The sequence below is a fragment of the Aggregatibacter aphrophilus ATCC 33389 genome, from assembly GCF_900636915.1.
GTDB lineage: Bacteria > Pseudomonadota > Gammaproteobacteria > Enterobacterales > Pasteurellaceae > Aggregatibacter > Aggregatibacter aphrophilus.
Genome location: NZ_LR134327.1, coordinates 370935 through 388293, shown reverse-complemented (window position 1 = coordinate 388293; position 17359 = coordinate 370935). Strand labels below are relative to the sequence as shown.

Sequence of the window (17359 nt, the reverse complement as noted above, 5' to 3'; positions counted from 1 at the left end):
CTTATTTAATTATTCTTTCTCTAAAATAATAGCGAGTTCTTTTTCTAATGCCTCTCTCGCACTTTGATCAGAAATTAAATCTTGTAATTTATTTCTAAATGCGGGAATGTTTCCCATTGGACCTTTTAATGCTAAGAGAGCTTCTCGTAATTCTAATAATTTATTTAATTGAGGAACTTGCTTAGCAATATTATCAGGAGAAAAATCTGCCATACTTTCAATTTTTAAGCTAACACCAATATCTTGGTTTCCAGCGTTGTCGTCTAAACGGTTTGGCACTGCCATATCAATTTTTAAAGCAGACTGCTTCATTACTGCATCAAAATTGTGTTTATCAACAGAGACTGTTTCTCTTTCATCAAGACTTGTTTCCTCTGGGGCACCTTTGAAGTCACCTGTCACAAGTAATTTTAGTGGTAACTCAACTTCTTCCTGTTGGTTTCCTGTGGCTGGTGTATATTTAATATTAATTCGCTCTTTAGGTGCGACTGAACCTGTTTTTGACATATAAAATCCCCTATAAATTGAAACTCGCCATTATTAATAGAAACCGATAAAGCTATTTTTTCACTTACGGTATAGCCTAATGATTATAAGAAACGGAGTATAACAAATCAATAATATAAATGATATTGTTCAATGAGCATGTTTACTTGCAAAATAAAATGGCAAAAATATACTTTAACTTATTGTAATATTTAAAATCCCACCGATGCCGTAAAGGTCATGATTTCCCCGCTGATGGGATGTTGGATTTGCAGGCTCTCGGCGTGTAGGCATAGACGGGGAGACATCGCCTTGGCTTGTGGATGGGCGTAGAATTTGTCGCCTAAAATCGGGTGTCCGAGCGCCAGCATATGCAAACGTAGTTGGTGAGAACGCCCCGTAATCGGCGTGAGTTTTACGCGGGTGGTGTTATTAGGGTAGCGTTGTAAAACATCGTAAAAAGTGACCGCTCTTTTGCCCTGCGCAAAGCAAATTTTCTGGCGCGGGCGATTTTCCCAGTCACAAATCAGCGGTAGTTCCACTACGCCATGATCTTGTTCCACATGTCCCCAAACCAGTGCCTGATAATATTTTTTCGGTTCACGCTCACGGAATTGGCGTTTTAATTCGCGATCCGCCGCTTTGCTCAAAGCAAACAACAAAATCCCGCTGGTGGCCATGTCCAGCCGATGCGCAGGCTCGCAAAAGCCGTATTTTTCTTTTACCCGTGACATGGCGCTGTCGTAATATTGCGGTTGGTTGCCCGGTACCGAAAGCAAGCCGCTCGGTTTATTTACCACAGCGATGTAGTCGTCGCGATACACCAAATCCAGCCAAGGTTCCTGCGGCGGGTTATATTCAATGAGAGCCATATTTATTCCTTATTGGTGGTCACAATCACACGTAGGCAATCCAAGCGCCATGTGGCTTGTTGTAAGCATTGTAGCATTTGTTTTCGTTGCGTCTGCAAGGTGTCAATTTCATCCTGACGGATATTTTTATTCACTTTTCGTAAGGCGATGAGGCGTGTTAATTCTTCGTCAAGGTGTTGCAGTGCCTGTTGTTCGGCATTCGCGATAATCTCCTTGCTTTGCTGTGTCATCACCTTTTCGCCTTGCGTAATGAGTGTTTCGATATTCGGTCGCAACATTTTCGCCACTTTATTCGCCATGTTGCGGTCCATCGGTTTGAGCTTACGTTGTAAATGATCAAACGCCACCTGTTGCGCTAAGTCATTGCCTTTGCTATCTAATAATAAACGTATCGGCGTTGGTGGCAGGAAGCGGGTTAATTGTAACCCTTGCGGTGCTTGTGTTTCCACCACATACACCAGTTCTAATAACAATGTACCGGCCGGCAGATGTTTATTCGGTAACAACGCAACGGCGCTTTTGCCGATGTCGCCGGAGGTGATTAAATCAATGCCGTGGTAAATCATCGGGTGGTCCCACGTGAGAAATTCCAACTCCTCGCGTGCTAACGCCAATTGACGGTCGAACGTGACGGTGACGCCTTCTTCTTTTAAGCCCGGGAATTCCGGTACCAGCATTGTGCCTGTTGGGGTAATCACAATGGATTTTTCCCCTAAATCTTCTTGCTCCACCCCAATGACATCAAACAGATTTAACGCAAAATCGACCAATTCCGGGCTACCGTCTTGTGCGGCAATCTCTTGTGCCAGCTGTTTCGCAGACTCACCACCGTTCGAATTCAGTTCCAACAACAGATCTCGGCCTTGTTCCAATAGCTGTTTTAAATGTAACCGTTCCTGTTGGGTATGTTCGATTAATGCCTTTTGAGCTTCAAGTGCGGTCGGATTTTCCAATGTTTTTTGTAATGCTTCACCAAACCGCTCGAATAACAACGCGCCCATCGGACAGGTTTCGTTGAAGGCATTTAACCCCAAATGATACCAATCGGCCAACGCCGCTTGTGCGCCGTCGGTAAAATACGGCAAATAAATCTGAATATCTTTGGTTTGCCCAATACGATCCAAGCGGCCGATACATTGTTCCAACAAGTCAGGGTTTTCCGGCAAATTGAATAACACTAAACGGCTGGCAAATTGGAAGTTTCGCCCTTCGGAACCGATATTGGAACTGAGCAACACCTGAGCACCGTTTTCTTGTTGGGTGAAGTAAGCCGCCGCACGATCGCGTTCCACAATAGACATTTTTTCATGGAATACGGCGCTGCGAATGCCTTCTTTTTCACGCAGAATTTGCTCCAACTGAATTGCCGTTCCGGCATAACGACAAATCACGAACACTTTTTCTTGCCGATGTTGTTTTAAAAAATCTATCAGCCATTGCACACGTGGGTCAAATTCCCACCATGCCGTATTGGCATTGAGTTCGCGCATGAAATGTTCGGGGTAAAGGGCGCATTGCACGGGATGTTCACCAAATGCCCTGAGGGTTTTAATCGCATTTTCGTATTGTTTCGGCTGTGGTAGGGCGATCGGATGATAAATTCTTTTCGGAAAACCTTGTACGCTTTGGCGGGTATTGCGAAATAGCAAACGCCCTGTGCCGTGGCGGTCGATAAGTTGTTTAATGAGCGTTTCTTTATTCGTCCCATTGAAATTGATCTCCTCACCCAACAAGGTAGAAATTTTATTTTTTTCCACCGCACTTAAGGGCTTATTCGCCAATAAGGATTGTGTAGCCTCGGCAATAGGTTGGTAATGCTGTTGTTCTTCCAAAAAAGCGCGGTAATCGTGGAAGCGGTGCGGGTCGAGTAAATTCAAACGGGCAAAATGGCTTTGTTGCCCAAGCTGTTCCGGCGTTGCGGTGAGCAATAACACGGCGGGAATTTGTTGCGTGAGTTGTTGCACGAGTTGATATTCCAAACTCGGATTGATTTCGTCATACACCAAATGATGCACTTCATCGGCAATCAACATATCAAATTCGGCAGCCAATAGTTGTTGCACCCGTTGCGGATGCTGCACTAGCCAGTCTAAGGCGCAAATAATCAGCGATTCGGTAGTAAACGGATTCACTTCCTCGCGATCTTCCGCCGCGGCAAAATCGGCGCAACGTTCTTCGTCAAACAGCGAAAAATGCAAATTGAAACGACGCAACATTTCCACCAACCATTGGTGTTGTAGCGTTTCCGGTACGATAATCAGCACTCGGCGCACTTTCTCGGCGAAAAGCTGTTGTTGCAAAATCATGCCGGCTTCAATGGTTTTACCCAAGCCCACTTCATCCGCCAACAGTACGCGCGGTGCCACGCGTTGCCCCGCTTCTTTCGCAATATGTAGCTGATGAGGAATGAGTCCCGCGCGAATGCCGCGTAGGCCACGCAACGGCGATTGAAATTGGGCTTTTTGATATTGCAACGCGTGATAACGCAAGACAAAATGCTCGTTACGATCAATCTGTGCGGAAAATAACCGCTCTTGCGGTCGGCTGAAGGAAATTCGATGGGCCAACTCCATTTCGCTGACCACGCGATCTTGTCCATCTTGTGGTTGCACCAAATAGAATAGCAATCCGTTGTTTTCTGCAACGTTGGTCACTTCGCCATGCCAACCTTCAATATGTTGAACCTGATCGCCAAGGCGAAATTGCACTCGGCTTAACGGTGCGCTTTGCACCGCATAAATACGCTGTTCTTGCGCGGCGGGGAAGTCAATGGTCACCTGCCGAAAATCCACGGCGCTAATCACGCCTAAGCCTAAATTATTTTCCGTTTCGCTGATCCAACGCTGACCGATTGCAAACGCCATATTCTATTTTCTCCGCCCATAAAAAAGCGGCTATTTTAGCCATCTTACTGTGAAAAAGAAACTGTCCGTCAGCCCGACCACTAAACGAATTTCATCAAAATTTGTGATCCTATCCACAAAAACGTAGCAAATACTTTACATGGAAAAAAATAACTCCTAAGATGACCGCACTTTATGTCATTAGTGAGGTTACGATCATGAATCCGCAAAAATACTTAAATCAACTGGTGCAGGAAATCATTTCCGACTGGAAACCCTTTGAAATTTTCTGGCTATTTTTATTTGTCGCGGCGCAAATAATCGCCTTTGTGCTAGATCCGCAATCGCCGCTTGCTATGATCTCCGGTATTGCAGGGGTGATTTGCGTCGTGTTTGTGAGTAAAGGCAAAATCAGTAATTATCTGTTCGGGCTTATCTTTGCCTACACCTATTTTTATGTGGCATGGGGACAAAATTTCATCGGCGAAATGAACACCGTATTGTACGTTTATATCCCGGCGCAATTTATCGGTTATTTCATGTGGAAGAGCAATATGCAGCAAGAAAAAAGCGGTGCGGAAAGCGTAATTGCCAAATCTCTTACACTCCAAGGCTGGATTGTCCTTATAACCACAGTGGTCGTTGGTACATTATTATTCGTACAGGCTCTTAATGCTGCAGGCGGCAGTTCCACTGGATTAGACGGTTTAACCACTATCATCACTGTCGCAGCCCAACTCTTGATGATTTTGCGCTACCGTGAACAATGGCTTTTGTGGATTTTATTAAACATTCTTTCCATTGCCCTATGGGCGGAAACGCCGGCCATGTATTTGATGTATAGTGCCTATTTACTGAACTCACTATACGGCTACTACAACTGGACGAAATTAATGAAACAGGCTTAAGATGCAAAGAAAAACACCGCATTTTAGAGAAAGTGCGGTGTTTTTTTATGGCGTTTTTAGAAGTTCAAATAAAAATCCTGCGTCAATGTGATGAAATCGGCGTGATATTGATTCTGCACATCGTAAATGATCAGCTCGCTATGTTTCAACGGTTGCGGTTGCATGGCGAAGGTCAGTAGTACCCGTTGTGGCGCTTTGCTTGCTTTTGTCATCACATCGCAGCGTGCAACGCAATAAAGTGCGGTCGTTTTTAGCAACGTTTCGCCTGCCGCAAAAGGCAAGACAAAACTGATTTTGCCATTTGGCGCCAAGCAACGTTGTGCCGTTTGTAACCAGTGTAAATGGGATTGCGCAAAATAACGGGCGGTATTGCGTTCGTCATCGCGACAGGCTATGCCCGCTTCAAAATAGGGAGGATTGGCAACAATCAAATCAAAGCGCTGTGCTGTTTGAGTGCAAAAACTATCTATATCCTGCTGATACACCTGAATTTTCTCCTTCCAGGGGGAAGCTAATGCGTTTTCACGGGCTTGTTGTGTCGCCGCAGGATCGATTTCCACGGCACAAATTCGGCTTTCGGTAGAACTGCGTTGAGCCAACATTAAGGCGATTAAGCCGCTGCCGCTACCTAGATCCAACATCTGTTTTGCCTGCGTCACATCCGCCCATGCGCCCAATAAAATACCGTCCGTGCCCACTTTCATGGCACAGCGATCGTGATTTACCTGAAATTGTTTAAAACGAAAACCCGTATTGCTCATCGAAAAACACCGTCAAAAAGGACCGCACTTTAACGGCAAAGTGCGGTATAATTCGCCGCAATTTTAATGCTAATGAACGACAAATACCAATGACAAACCTCACTCAATTTGCAGATTTTGATCTCGCGCCCGAATTACTCAAAGCCATTCAGAAAAAAGGTTATCAACGCCCAACCGCTATTCAGCAAGAAACTCTCCCGGCCACCATGGGCGGAGAGGATGTCCTAGGGTCGGCACCGACCGGCACCGGAAAAACCGCCGCGTTTTTGCTGCCGGCGATTCAACATTTGTTGGATTATCCGCGCCGTAAACCGGGCGCGCCGCGTGTGTTGATTCTTACGCCAACCCGTGAACTTGCCATGCAGGTAGCGGAACAGGCGGAAGAACTTGCCTGCTTTACCAAACTCAGCATTGCAACCATTACCGGTGGTGTGGCGTATCAAAATCACGGCGAGATTTTCAATAAAAATCAGGACATTGTGGTGGCAACCCCGGGGCGTTTGTTGCAATACATTAAAGAAGAAAATTTTGATTGTCGCGCGGTAGAAATTCTGATTTTTGACGAAGCGGACAGAATGTTGCAAATGGGCTTCGGGCAAGATGCGGAGAAAATTTCGGCAGAAACCCGTTGGCGTAAGCAAACATTATTGTTCTCGGCAACCCTTGAAGGGGATTTATTGGAAGATTTTGCCGACCGCACGTTAAACGAGCCGGTGAAAATTGATGCGGAACCGAGTCGCCGTGAACGTAAGAAAATTCAGCAATGGTATTATCACGCCGACAGCAATGAGCATAAATTCAAATTATTGGCGCGTTTCATTGAGCAAGAGCAAGTCAGTAAGGGGATTGTATTCGTACGCCGTCGGGAAGATGTGCGCGAACTGGCGGAAAATCTGCGCAAACGCGGTATTCGCAGCACGTATTTGGAAGGCGAAATGGCGCAAACCCAACGCAACAACGCTATCGATAAACTGAAAAGCGGCGTGGTGACGGTGTTGGTTTCCACGGATGTCTCCGCGCGTGGTATCGATATTGATGACGTCAGCCACATTATGAATTTTGATTTGCCGTACAGCGCCGATACTTATTTGCACCGCATCGGGCGTACCGCGCGTGCCGGCAAAAAAGGCACCGCAGTGTCTTTCGTGGAAGCACACGATTATCGTCTGCTGGGTAAAATTAAACGCTATACCCAAGAAATTCTGAAAGCCCGCGTGATTGAGGGTTTGGAACCGCGCACCAAAGTGCCGAAAGACGGCGAAATCAAAACTGTCAGCAAAAAACAAAAAGCGAAAAAATTAGAAAAACGCGAAGCGCAAAAGAAAACGGATAAAAAAGCCAAACAACGTCATCAGGATCGTAAAAATATCGGTAAACGCCGTAAACCAAGTGCTTCAACAACAGAAATCACCCAATAATCGCCGGAATAAGATAACAACATGATGTCAAAAGAGAATTTCGAACAACATACACCGATGATGAAACAATATCTGCAACTCAAAGCGGAGAATCCGGATATTTTGTTGTTTTATCGCATGGGCGATTTTTACGAGCTGTTTTATGACGATGCGAAACACGCCTCTGCACTGTTGGATATTTCGCTGACCAAACGCGGACAATCTGCGGGACAGCCGATTCCCATGGCAGGCGTGCCTTATCATGCGGTGGAAGGCTATTTAGCGAAGTTGGTGCAGTTAGGAGAGTCTGTCGCCATTTGCGAACAAATTGGTGATCCGAATACGGCGAAAGGCCCCGTTGAACGCCAAATTGTGCGCATTGTCACGCCGGGCACGGTGAGTGATGAAGCGCTGTTACCGGAACGGCAAGACAACCTCATTGCCGCGGTGTATCAGGAAAAAGATCATTTCGGTTTGGCGACATTAGACATGACGTCCGGTCGTTTTCAGCTATGCGAACCGCAATCCAAAGCGGATTTGCAAACGGAATTACAACGCATCGCGCCGGTAGAATTGCTTTATTGTGAGGATTTCGCTGATTTTCAGCTAATCGAACACGCTAAAGGTTTGCGTCGTCGCCCTATTTGGGAATTCGAGCTAAAAACCGCCATTCAACAGCTTTGCCATCAATTTAATACCAAAGACTTGTGCGGATTCGGTGTCGAAAAAGCGATTCTGGGTTTATGTGCGGCCGGTTGTTTATTGCAATACGCACGCGAAACGCAACGCACCGCCTTGCCCCATATTCAAAGCATTCATCTCATTCAACACAGCGAAAATATTCAGTTGGACGCCGCAACCCGTCGCAATTTGGAGCTAACGCAAAATCTGGCGGGGGGGACGGAAAACACGTTGGCGGCTGTGTTGGATAAATGCGTCACCCCGATGGGCAGTCGCTTGCTCAAACGCTGGATTCACCAACCGATTTGCGATGTGGCAAAACTCACGCAACGCCAACAAGCCATTGGTGTGATTTTAGAACAGGATTTAGTGGCGGATTTGCAACCTTATTTGCAACAAGTAGGTGACATGGAACGCATTTTGGCGCGGGTGGCATTACGCACCGCCCGTCCGCGTGATTTAACCCGCTTGCGTACCGCTTTAGAGCAGATTCCTTATATAAAAGATCGGTTGGCTGAAAAAACGTCCGCCAAAATGACCGCACTTTACCAACAATTGGGCGATTTTTCCGTACAATTTGACCTTTTGCAACGGGCGATTATTGACAGCCCACCGGTGTTAATTCGTGATGGTGGCGTCATTGCGGCAGGCTACAACGCCGAATTGGATGAATGGCGTGAATTAGCCGACGGTGCCACCCGCTATTTGGAAGATCTGGAACAGCGGGAACGGGAAAACACCGGCATTGATACCTTAAAAATAGGTTTCAATGCGGTGCACGGTTATTACATTCAAATTAGCCAGGGGCAAGCCCATAAAGCGCCGATTCATTATGTGCGTCGTCAAACCTTAAAAAATGCCGAACGTTATATCATTCCTGAATTGAAAACCTATGAAGACAAGGTGTTGAAAGCAAAAGGCGCTTCTTTGGTGCTGGAAAAGCAGCTATACGATGAAATTTTCGACCAATTATTACCGCACTTGGGTGACTTACAGCTCGCGGGTTTGGCATTAGCCGAATTGGATGTACTCACCAATTTAGCGGAGCGGGCAGAAAGCCTGAATTATGTGGCGCCGACCTTCTCGGCACAAACGGGCATTCATATTCAAAATGGCCGTCACCCTGTGGTGGAGCAAGTTTTGAAGGAACCGTTTATTGCCAACCCAACAGAACTTACGGAACAGCAACATTTCCTCATCATTACTGGTCCGAACATGGGCGGTAAAAGCACCTATATGCGCCAAACGGCGCTGATTACCTTAATGGCGTACATGGGCAGTTTTGTACCGGCAGACAGTGCAGTCATTGGCCCTGTTGATCGCATTTTTACCCGCATTGGAGCCTCTGATGATCTCGCTTCAGGGCGTTCAACCTTCATGGTGGAAATGACGGAAATGGCGAATATTTTGCATCAAGCGACAGACAAAAGTTTGGTGTTGATTGATGAAATCGGCCGTGGAACCTCCACTTACGACGGTTTGTCCCTCGCTTGGGCTTGTGCCGAATGGTTAGCGAAGAAAATCCGTTCTTTAACCTTATTCGCCACCCACTATTTTGAGCTCACGGTGCTACCGGAACAGGTGCAAGGTATCGGTAATATTCATTTAGATGCCATTGAGCATAATGACACCATTGTTTTCATGCACGCCGTACAAAAAGGTGCAGCCAGTAAAAGCTACGGTCTTGCGGTCGCTGCCTTGGCAGGTGTGCCACAACAAGTCATCAAGCTTGCCAAACAAAAACTGGCACAATTAGAAAAACTCTCACAGCAAAACGCCAACCAACAGGTACAAAATTTACGCCTGCTCAACCATTGCCAAGGCGAACTGGAATTTGCCACGGCAGAAGATGAGAAGAAAGACATGTTGCTTCATATGCTACAAGAGCTAGACCCTGATGACCTCAGCCCAAAACAAGCGCTAGCATATTTATATCAATTGAAGAAAATGGTGAAGGAATAATTCGTTGATTTGAACGCATATCGGGATGTGTGTTTATTGGTGTATGATTTGTCGAAGGCCTGCTGCACCTGATTTATATGGCGAAGTTGAGTGATTTGGTGATTGTGGCGTGTGGGTAGGGGGGCCTGAAAAACAGGGGGGCAGATTTAGGAAGTGGTTTGCAAAAACGTTTTGAAATTTGACCGCACTTTATTGGAAGTGCTTTAGCCCACCGATGGACTAAATAAGAGATCATTCGAAATCTCAACTTTTCAGACACCTTTAGAGTATAGACACTCTTACATTTTAGCCATCTTTTTAAAATGCGATAAATAGCCGGCTTTTTCAAAAACTAACTTCAATCCATCTCTGAAAGCGTCATAATCAAATTCCTTCATATCTATAATATTTTGACCGACAGAATGAGATTCTCTGTTTATGTATCGGTAAAACGCCTGTAAGCGAATTTCCTGTAATTCTTGCATTTGAAATACATTACTAAGGGCTTGTTTGTTCACAAAGTTGAAGAAGTACTCAATGATATTACGCATACAGTTTGCAATTAATGCAGGAGGCTGTTCTCTGTCATTGATAACGCTCCAGTACGCTTGGTAATCATTTTGTATCTCCTCATATTTCATTGTTTGGATAAAACTTCCATTTGATGATTTTGATATACGAAAAAGATTTTGAGTGTTTTTTCTATCATTATGATTAGTATCTGTTAATTCATAGAAAAAATATAAGCTATGAGTCAAAACAAATATCTGTGAAAATTTGCGTTCATCCTTGAAGAATATGTTTTTAATTAATCTGCCTATATTGAATACAAAAATATGTGAAAGGCTTGAAATTGGGTCATCAATGACAATAATCTTAGTAGTGTTAGAGTCTTGAGTGTCAGTTTTTCCTTTACATAATTCACAAAAATATAAAAAGCTAATCATCATTTTTTCACCTTCACTGAGTGAGTGGAAAGTTTCTTTTGATGAATCATTATCTCGTACTATTCTATATAAATTATTAGAGTGTTTAGAAATCTTGAAACTGTCTAAGCCAATTTCTTGTAATCCATTATTGATTGCAGTAATAGCCTCATCAATATTTACTGTTTCACGTTGAGCATCAATAATTTGTTGGTTTTCTATTGCTATATTTCTATTAATGTTATTTATTTCCTTTTGCAGATAATCATTCTTTTGTTCATATTCCTTTTTATCTTGCTCAAACCTTGATAAAGTTTGAGCGTATTGCCATCGCATAATTGACCAAAATTCACTTTTCAAAGAAAGTAGGGTTTCTCTCCGATTTCGTAGTTTTTGGTTATATAAATTAATATCTTGATTAATTTTTCCTATTATTTGGTTGATTAGTTGAAGTGTATCACTAGAAGATTCTAATACTTTAGGTACTTTGGGATTTTTTATTTTCTCTTTAATTTTATTTAAATTTTCTTGTAATATATGAAATAAATCATTATAAGATTTTGTTATTTCATGTACATAGTTTTGTACAAAATTATTCTCTATAAAAACGTCTAGTTTAGGAATTTGATTTAGTGCAAAGTTGTATTCATCTCTATGTTGCTCTAATTTATTCATATTGTTCTGATATGTTTGATCAAAATAATCATGAATATTCTTAATAAAATGAGAGGTTATAGTTTTTGCTTGACAGAATGGACACTCTTTAACTTCCGATGAAGCATGAGTATCATCTAAATAGTTCAATCCTTACTTTATCCAGTCAGCATTTCCTAAGCGCTCTATCAACCCAGCTACTTCACTGTCAGAATTTCCCATAATTGCTGTATTGAATATAATATCACTCTCAATATTTTTTTTATCAAACTGTAATAGTGGGATGTTGGGAATTTCTACTGATGTATTGTCTTTAAAAGATTCAACTTCTTTTTTAATTTCTTCTAAATTTCTCTGGGGTTCATTTTGGGGTTTATTTACCTTTAATATATGCTCAAATAGTTTTTCCTTTTTACTCATCATACCTTCTAGACAATATTCAAAAACTCGATCGCCTCCCGAATACTGAGTTTTTATTTGCCATACGGTATCTATCGCTTGTGTTTTTTGATCTTGAAATGATTTTTGTAACAGTTTTTGTTCATTAACTTTCTCATCCAAAGCTTGTTGAAGCTGGTTTTTATTATTACTGGCTTGAATAATTTTAGATTCTGCCTCTTTGTTTTTTTTTGATAGACTAAAAATACCTTTTAAACTATCTTGAACAAAAAAATTATCATGTATAAATTTTTGATTATAAACAAGGATAGGATCTTGAGATGTACTTGAATGACTACAGTTAGAAAAACAAGGTTGATTAACATCATAAAAATAATTTGAAATTGTTGATTTACCAACTCCATTTAATCCATAAATCAAATTTATTCTTTTATCTGTGTTTAATGTAGCTTGTTTAAAACTTGCTACATTTTTCATGCATATTTCAGTAATCATACATTTTCCTTAGTTATAAAAAGTTACGCAGAAAAACCATTATTTAACATTTTACGTTTATAGAGCTTAATTTCACGTAAGTATTGCCTCGCATTTAAATGCGATTGTTGTTCTATTTATCATAGTAAACGGAAAGCAAAACTCTTCCATATTCAAAGGTTGCCTTAAACCCCAGATGGCCTTTTTTTCATCAAACCCTCACCAACTCCATCATCCCCTCAAATGAATATAATGCCGACTTTCTTCCACTCGCTTCCTCTTTTAATGACAAAATCCCTTTTTCCAGTATTGCTTTGGTAAAACGGTTTGCTGTTGCCGGCGGAATGTTGGTTAGCTCCGATAGACGACTATTTCGGAAAACAGGATAAGTAAAAACAAAATCCAGTACAGCAAGAGAATGTTTAGAAGAAAGTGTTTCAGTAAAAATAGATTTCATTTCTTCATAAAGTACATGAATGTTTTGTGCAATTTTAAGGTTATGTCCTGCCTGCCAATAGATTGCGTCAAAGAAGAATTGGCACCATTCGTTCCAATTACCTGTTTGAGAAACCTGACGCATCAACTCTGTGTAACGTTCTTTGTGTTCCTCAAAATATCCACTGATATAAAAATGCGGGGCGCTGATGGCCTTAGATTGCCAAAGCATTAAGGTAATCAGCATTCGACCAATCCGCCCATTGCCGTCTTGAAATGGGTGAAGTGCCTCAAATTCGAGATGAGAAACGGCCGTTTTGGCTAAAATTGGCGTAGAATCGTAATTGATATAATTGAATAATTTATCCAAACCTTCTTCCAATTTTTCCGAGCTAATTGGCACAAAGAGAATCGCCCGCTTGCCTTTGTCAGCTAGATAGTTCTGCTCGTGCTTGAATGCGCCGGGCGATTTATTCGCGCCACGACCATAAGATAAAAGCTCTTGGTGCATGGTTTTCAATAAAAATTTGTTGAATAGATAGCCATCTTCTATCGCGCCTTGTGCATTTTTCAATGCCCGCTGATACAACACGGTTTCTACAATGTCCGAGCGGACTTCGGTGGAATCATTACCTTCACCGTAATCTGCCTCATATTGCATAATTTCATCCATGGTACTAATTGTGCCTTCCATACGGGAAGAAATAACAGCCTCTTGGTTTCGTAAGGGCGCAAGTAAAATCTCGCTGTTATGCATATTTTTCAACATTTGATCGTAACGGGCTAGCGCATCAGTTGCTTTTAATAGGCTAGGCATAAGTAGGGCGTAATCTAATGATTGAGGAGGAAATTGATTATAGTGATACTGAACGGCATCGTCGAAGTTAAGCGGTTTATACATGTTATTCTCTCTTTGTGAATCAAAAAATATAATTTTTGATTGATAAAATGCATTGTCGCTCATTTATGATTAATAAACAAGTTTGTGAATCAAATTTGTCAAAAAATGATTTACAAAGAACTTTGTAACTCATTTATGATCGACAAAAAAGTTTGTTAATCAACATTAATAAAAAATGATTGGTAAAATTTTTGAGAAAAGATATTTGTAAAAAATGTTCTAAAATCTGACCGCACTTTGGTGTCCAACACGATTTATTATTCAATACTAAAGGCCGTCTAAAAGTGACATTTCAGACAGCTTTTCTTTAACTTTACTGAGTTGTCTTGGTACTACACCAACAAACAAAAAAGTGCGGTCAAAATTTACGGCGTTTTTTGACCGCACTTTACCCTCGGGATGTGACCAATGCATTACTCGGATTAATCCTGTAATGCCCCGCTATTAAACATTGGCAAGCCCATCGTTTTCAGGCTGTCACGATAAATCCCCAGTAAATCTTTTTCACTCACTTTTTGCAATTCGTCTAATGGCTTATCTAATGCCGCCACGGTTTCAATTTTGATACCTTTCGGGCCCGATTCCAAAGTCGCGATTTCAAACAACGCGCGCCCACGACGCACATGACTGCCGGAGCTAATGAGGACGGCGTGTTTGATGTGGTGTTTGGCTAAGGAATAACGGGAGAACAAGGCATTTTCCACGGTTGAACGGGCATAGTTATCGGCGTAAATGCGTTTGGCGTCAATACCTTTGTCAATGAGCCACTGTTTCATTAACGCGCCTTCCGTTTGGTTATTTTGCGGTACGCCCCCGGTGACGATAATTAAGGCGTGAGGGTTTTGATTGGCGATTTCTAAGGTTTTTTCCAAGCGTTGAATTAAGATGTCGTGCATGCTGCCATCAGGGTTTAGCGCATAACCCAAGGTGATAATGGCAGATTGTTCCGGCAATTTATGATCTAATTTGTCGCTAATCGGTTGGCTCGCTACGCTGTCGATAATGCTGAACAGGTTTTCAAGTTCTGCGGCTTTTGGCGGCGCAAGATTTTTTAACTGTTTGAAGTGATTGTCACTTTCTGCTTTGTTGCCTTTGAAACGATGCCATGCGGTTAAGTAAATATGTGCTTTGACATCGTCCGGTGCAACGTTCAAGACTTTTTGATATAGCTCGATAGCTTTGTCGGTGTTGCCGTTATAAATATTCGCGTTGGCGGCACCAAATAAAAAATCCACGCGATAAGGTTCTAACTCATAGGCTTCCAACAAAATCGCGGCAATGCGTTCCATGTTACTTGGCAATTTCGCCGTGAATCCTGCATTGGACACGCGCGCCGGTGAGTTTTGGATTTTCACCGCTTGTGCGATTAAATCATCCACGACTTGTCGCTGGGTTAGTAATTGTTGGTAGTTAATTTGTGGTTCCAGCACCTGCACCGCTTGTGTATTGGCGGTAGCATGGAAAGCAAGTGCGGAAATAATGGCTAACAATGAAACTTTGAAGGGGTTATTCATCCTTTTCTCCTTGGATTTCTTATTATTCAATTCCTAGTGTATGAAAATTCAATTTTAAAACTGGGAGCCAGATCACATTTTAGGACTTTTGTATAGAAAATTATCATTGAAACAAGAGGGATTTGCCCAAACATAACGTAGGGAATGGTTTCTGACTGATGATCAGGCTTTTATTTGACGTGGAATTTTGCTATTCTTACGCCACTTTTGGGGCTGATTCTGGATTCGACGGGATTAGCGAAGCCCGAGGTGCACGTCGAGGTGCGGTAGGCCTCGTAAATAAACCGCAAAAAAATAGTCGCAAACGACGAACAATACGCTTTAGCAGCTTAATAACCTGCTCATAGCCTTCGCTCCCCAGCTTCCGCTCGTAAGACGGGGATAAAGCGGAGTCAAACCCAAACGAGATCGTGTGGACGCCGCCGTTTGAGGATCGAAGCATTAAATTAAATCAAACTAGCTTAATTATCGCGTGTCTGTCCGCAGGGTTAAGCGAATCTTAAAGACTGACTAAACGTGTAGTACTAACGGTAGAGGAATTTCGGACGGGGGTTCAACTCCCCCCAGCTCCACCAAATAACAATCCAAAGCAAACTTATCAAATCCTAAAAGCCCTTGAAAATATTAACCTCAAGGGCTTTTTTATATCCTAAGCGTTCCTACCCAATCCTATAAAATCCTTGAATTTTAGTTATACGTTTAGTTATACTGATAGCCGTATAACAAAATCGGTATAACTAAAACCATACAAAACCTGTTAGCAAAAGGTTTTGCTCATGTTTTGGCTATATCCAAATTTTTAAAAGTCTGAATCTCCGTCGGAGTTATTTAGAACAGTTTTCAACTCTCAGAAAGAAGCAATATGGCACGCACAATCACGCCGTTAAACAGCACGAAAATAGACAAAGCCAAGCCGCAGGAAAAGGAATTTACCCTATCCGATGGCAAAGGGCTTTATCTGTTGGTTAAACCCAATGGGGCTAAGTTATGGCGGTTTAACTATTACAAGCCTTTCACGCAACCAAAGAAAAGGGCGTTAATTGGCGTTGGCAAATACCCTGATATTTCCTTACAGCAGGCAAGAGCAATTAGAGAGGAATATTTATCTTTACTTGCGCAGAATATCGATCCGGCAATCTATCGCCAACAGCAAGAACAAGCTAAGCAAAATGAGCTGAATAATACCTATGAAGCAGTGGCGTGGGCGTGGCTTGAGTATCGCAAAACCAAAAAAAACTTTTCAGATAATTATCAAAAGGACGTTATAAGCTTGATTAATCGTTGCTTATTGCCACATTTCGGACATTTACCCATTTCTCAAATTACCGCGCCAATGGCATTAAAAGCATTTAAGCAATATCAAGATGAAGGACACTTAGAAAAGCTCAAACGGACGATTCAGAAGCATAACGAGATCATGACTTACGCCCTACACCGAGACTTAATTTCTTTTAATCCAACGGCGAATATCGCAAAGGAATTTGACAGCCCAACGGTTGAACATTTTAAAACCCTTAAGCCTGAGGATTTAAGCGAATTTATGTTCACGCTACAAAACGCTCAGATTCACTTACAGACGCGTTATTTGATTTTATGGCAACTGCTCACCATGACAAGACCGAACGAAGCGGCTACGGCGAAATGGGCGGATATTGACGAGAAAAACAGAATATGGACGATTCCGGCAGAGCAAATGAAACGCGGCATTGAACATAGAATCACGTTATCACGGCAAGCCTTAGCCCTGTTAGGACAAATTAAAAAATTGAGTGGCGGAAAAACTTACCTATTCCCCAGCGTAAAGAACCCACAAACCCACGTTAATACGCAAACGGCAAACGCTGCCATTAAGCGAATGGGCTATGCCGGTAAATTGGTAGCGCACGGTTTACGCAGTATCGCTAGCACCTATTTAAACGATCAGGGCTTTAATAGTGATTTGATTGAGGTAGCACTATCACACCTCAATTCAGACCGAGTAAAAACTGCCTATGACAGAGGGGAAAAATTAGAACAGCGATTCAAGCTATTGCAAGCATGGGCGGATTTTGTAGAACAATCCTCACAAGGCACTTTGCCGCAGTTTCATTTGAAGATTGTAGCTTAAAGTGCGGTCGATTTTGGCGGAATTTGATCGTTTGTAATTAACAAAGAACAACTAGGAGCG

At 42.4% G+C, this 17359-nt stretch carries 10 protein-coding genes, 1 other RNA gene and 1 pseudogene; 5 read left to right on the top strand and 7 right to left on the bottom strand.

The window, feature by feature from the left end; genetic code table 11:
* Nucleotides 1–9: 9 nt before the first annotated feature.
* The 3 genes from tssB to rapA form a co-directional block, all read right to left on the bottom strand.
* Complete coding sequence (tssB, locus tag EL144_RS02085; RefSeq protein ID WP_005702010.1) at nt 10–507, bottom strand: type VI secretion system contractile sheath small subunit; 498 nt, start codon at nt 505–507, stop codon at nt 10–12.
* 191 nt (nt 508–698) lie between these two features.
* Nucleotides 699–1358 carry a bifunctional tRNA pseudouridine(32) synthase/23S rRNA pseudouridine(746) synthase RluA gene (rluA, locus tag EL144_RS02080; protein WP_005702011.1) on the bottom strand — a complete coding sequence of 220 codons (660 nt, stop codon included), beginning with the start codon at nt 1356–1358 and terminating at the stop codon, nt 699–701.
* Between the two features lie 2 nt (nt 1359–1360).
* The gene (gene rapA, locus EL144_RS02075; RefSeq protein WP_005703585.1) at nt 1361–4222 is read right to left on the bottom strand and encodes an RNA polymerase-associated protein RapA; all 2862 of its coding nucleotides are present in this window, start codon (nt 4220–4222) and stop codon (nt 1361–1363) included.
* Nucleotides 4223–4419: 197 nt separating this feature from the next.
* Between rapA and pnuC the strand changes: the two genes are divergently transcribed.
* The gene (gene pnuC, locus EL144_RS02070) at nt 4420–5109 is read left to right on the top strand and encodes a nicotinamide riboside transporter PnuC (protein WP_032995061.1); all 690 of its coding nucleotides are present in this window, start codon (nt 4420–4422) and stop codon (nt 5107–5109) included.
* A 56-nt stretch (nt 5110–5165) separates the two neighbouring features.
* Here pnuC and EL144_RS02065 read toward each other — a convergent pair whose 3' ends face one another.
* The gene (locus tag EL144_RS02065; RefSeq protein WP_005703583.1) at nt 5166–5870 is read right to left on the bottom strand and encodes a tRNA1(Val) (adenine(37)-N6)-methyltransferase; all 705 of its coding nucleotides are present in this window, start codon (nt 5868–5870) and stop codon (nt 5166–5168) included.
* A gap of 89 nt (nt 5871–5959) precedes the next feature.
* Here EL144_RS02065 and srmB point away from each other — a divergent pair, with 89 nt between their 5' ends.
* On the top strand, nt 5960–7288 hold the full coding sequence (gene srmB, locus EL144_RS02060) for an ATP-dependent RNA helicase SrmB (RefSeq protein WP_050332745.1): 1329 nt from the start codon (nt 5960–5962) through the stop codon (nt 7286–7288).
* Between the two features lie 21 nt (nt 7289–7309).
* Entirely contained in the window at nt 7310–9910 is a 2601-nt protein-coding gene (gene mutS / locus EL144_RS02055; protein WP_032995058.1) for a DNA mismatch repair protein MutS, read from the top strand.
* Nucleotides 9911–10188: 278 nt separating this feature from the next.
* On the opposite strand, the pseudogene EL144_RS02050 reads toward mutS, so the two are convergent.
* The 3 genes and pseudogenes from EL144_RS02050 to EL144_RS02035 form a co-directional block, all read right to left on the bottom strand.
* Nucleotides 10189–12345 (bottom strand): annotated as a pseudogene (locus EL144_RS02050) (AAA family ATPase).
* 208 nt (nt 12346–12553) lie between these two features.
* Nucleotides 12554–13678: a Fic family protein gene (locus tag EL144_RS02040; RefSeq protein WP_032995056.1), complete on the bottom strand. Its 1125-nt coding sequence runs from the start codon at nt 13676–13678 to the stop codon at nt 12554–12556.
* Between the two features lie 422 nt (nt 13679–14100).
* Nucleotides 14101–15192, bottom strand: a complete 1092-nt coding sequence (locus EL144_RS02035) for an ElyC/SanA/YdcF family protein (RefSeq protein WP_005703576.1) — start codon at nt 15190–15192, stop codon at nt 14101–14103.
* A 209-nt stretch (nt 15193–15401) separates the two neighbouring features.
* Here EL144_RS02035 and ssrA point away from each other — a divergent pair.
* Both ssrA and EL144_RS02025 read left to right on the top strand, forming a co-directional pair.
* Nucleotides 15402–15767: a transfer-messenger RNA gene (gene ssrA / locus EL144_RS02030) on the top strand.
* A 287-nt stretch (nt 15768–16054) separates the two neighbouring features.
* A complete protein-coding gene (locus EL144_RS02025) occupies nt 16055–17299 on the top strand; it encodes a tyrosine-type recombinase/integrase (RefSeq protein WP_050332738.1) in 1245 nt (414 codons plus the stop codon).
* Nucleotides 17300–17359: the final 60 nt, after the last annotated feature.

Coding starts and splice junctions, on each gene's coding strand:
- EL144_RS02025 (WP_050332738.1), top strand. CDS start 16,055: ATGGCACGCACAATCACGCCGTTAAACAGCACGAAAATAGACAAAGCC.
- rapA (WP_005703585.1), bottom strand. CDS start 4,222: ATGGCGTTTGCAATCGGTCAGCGTTGGATCAGCGAAACGGAAAATAAT.
- mutS (WP_032995058.1), top strand. CDS start 7,310: ATGATGTCAAAAGAGAATTTCGAACAACATACACCGATGATGAAACAA.
- tssB (WP_005702010.1), bottom strand. CDS start 507: ATGTCAAAAACAGGTTCAGTCGCACCTAAAGAGCGAATTAATATTAAA.
- EL144_RS02040 (WP_032995056.1), bottom strand. CDS start 13,678: ATGTATAAACCGCTTAACTTCGACGATGCCGTTCAGTATCACTATAAT.
- rluA (WP_005702011.1), bottom strand. CDS start 1,358: ATGGCTCTCATTGAATATAACCCGCCGCAGGAACCTTGGCTGGATTTG.
- EL144_RS02065 (WP_005703583.1), bottom strand. CDS start 5,870: ATGAGCAATACGGGTTTTCGTTTTAAACAATTTCAGGTAAATCACGAT.
- EL144_RS02035 (WP_005703576.1), bottom strand. CDS start 15,192: ATGAATAACCCCTTCAAAGTTTCATTGTTAGCCATTATTTCCGCACTT.
- pnuC (WP_032995061.1), top strand. CDS start 4,420: ATGAATCCGCAAAAATACTTAAATCAACTGGTGCAGGAAATCATTTCC.
- srmB (WP_050332745.1), top strand. CDS start 5,960: ATGACAAACCTCACTCAATTTGCAGATTTTGATCTCGCGCCCGAATTA.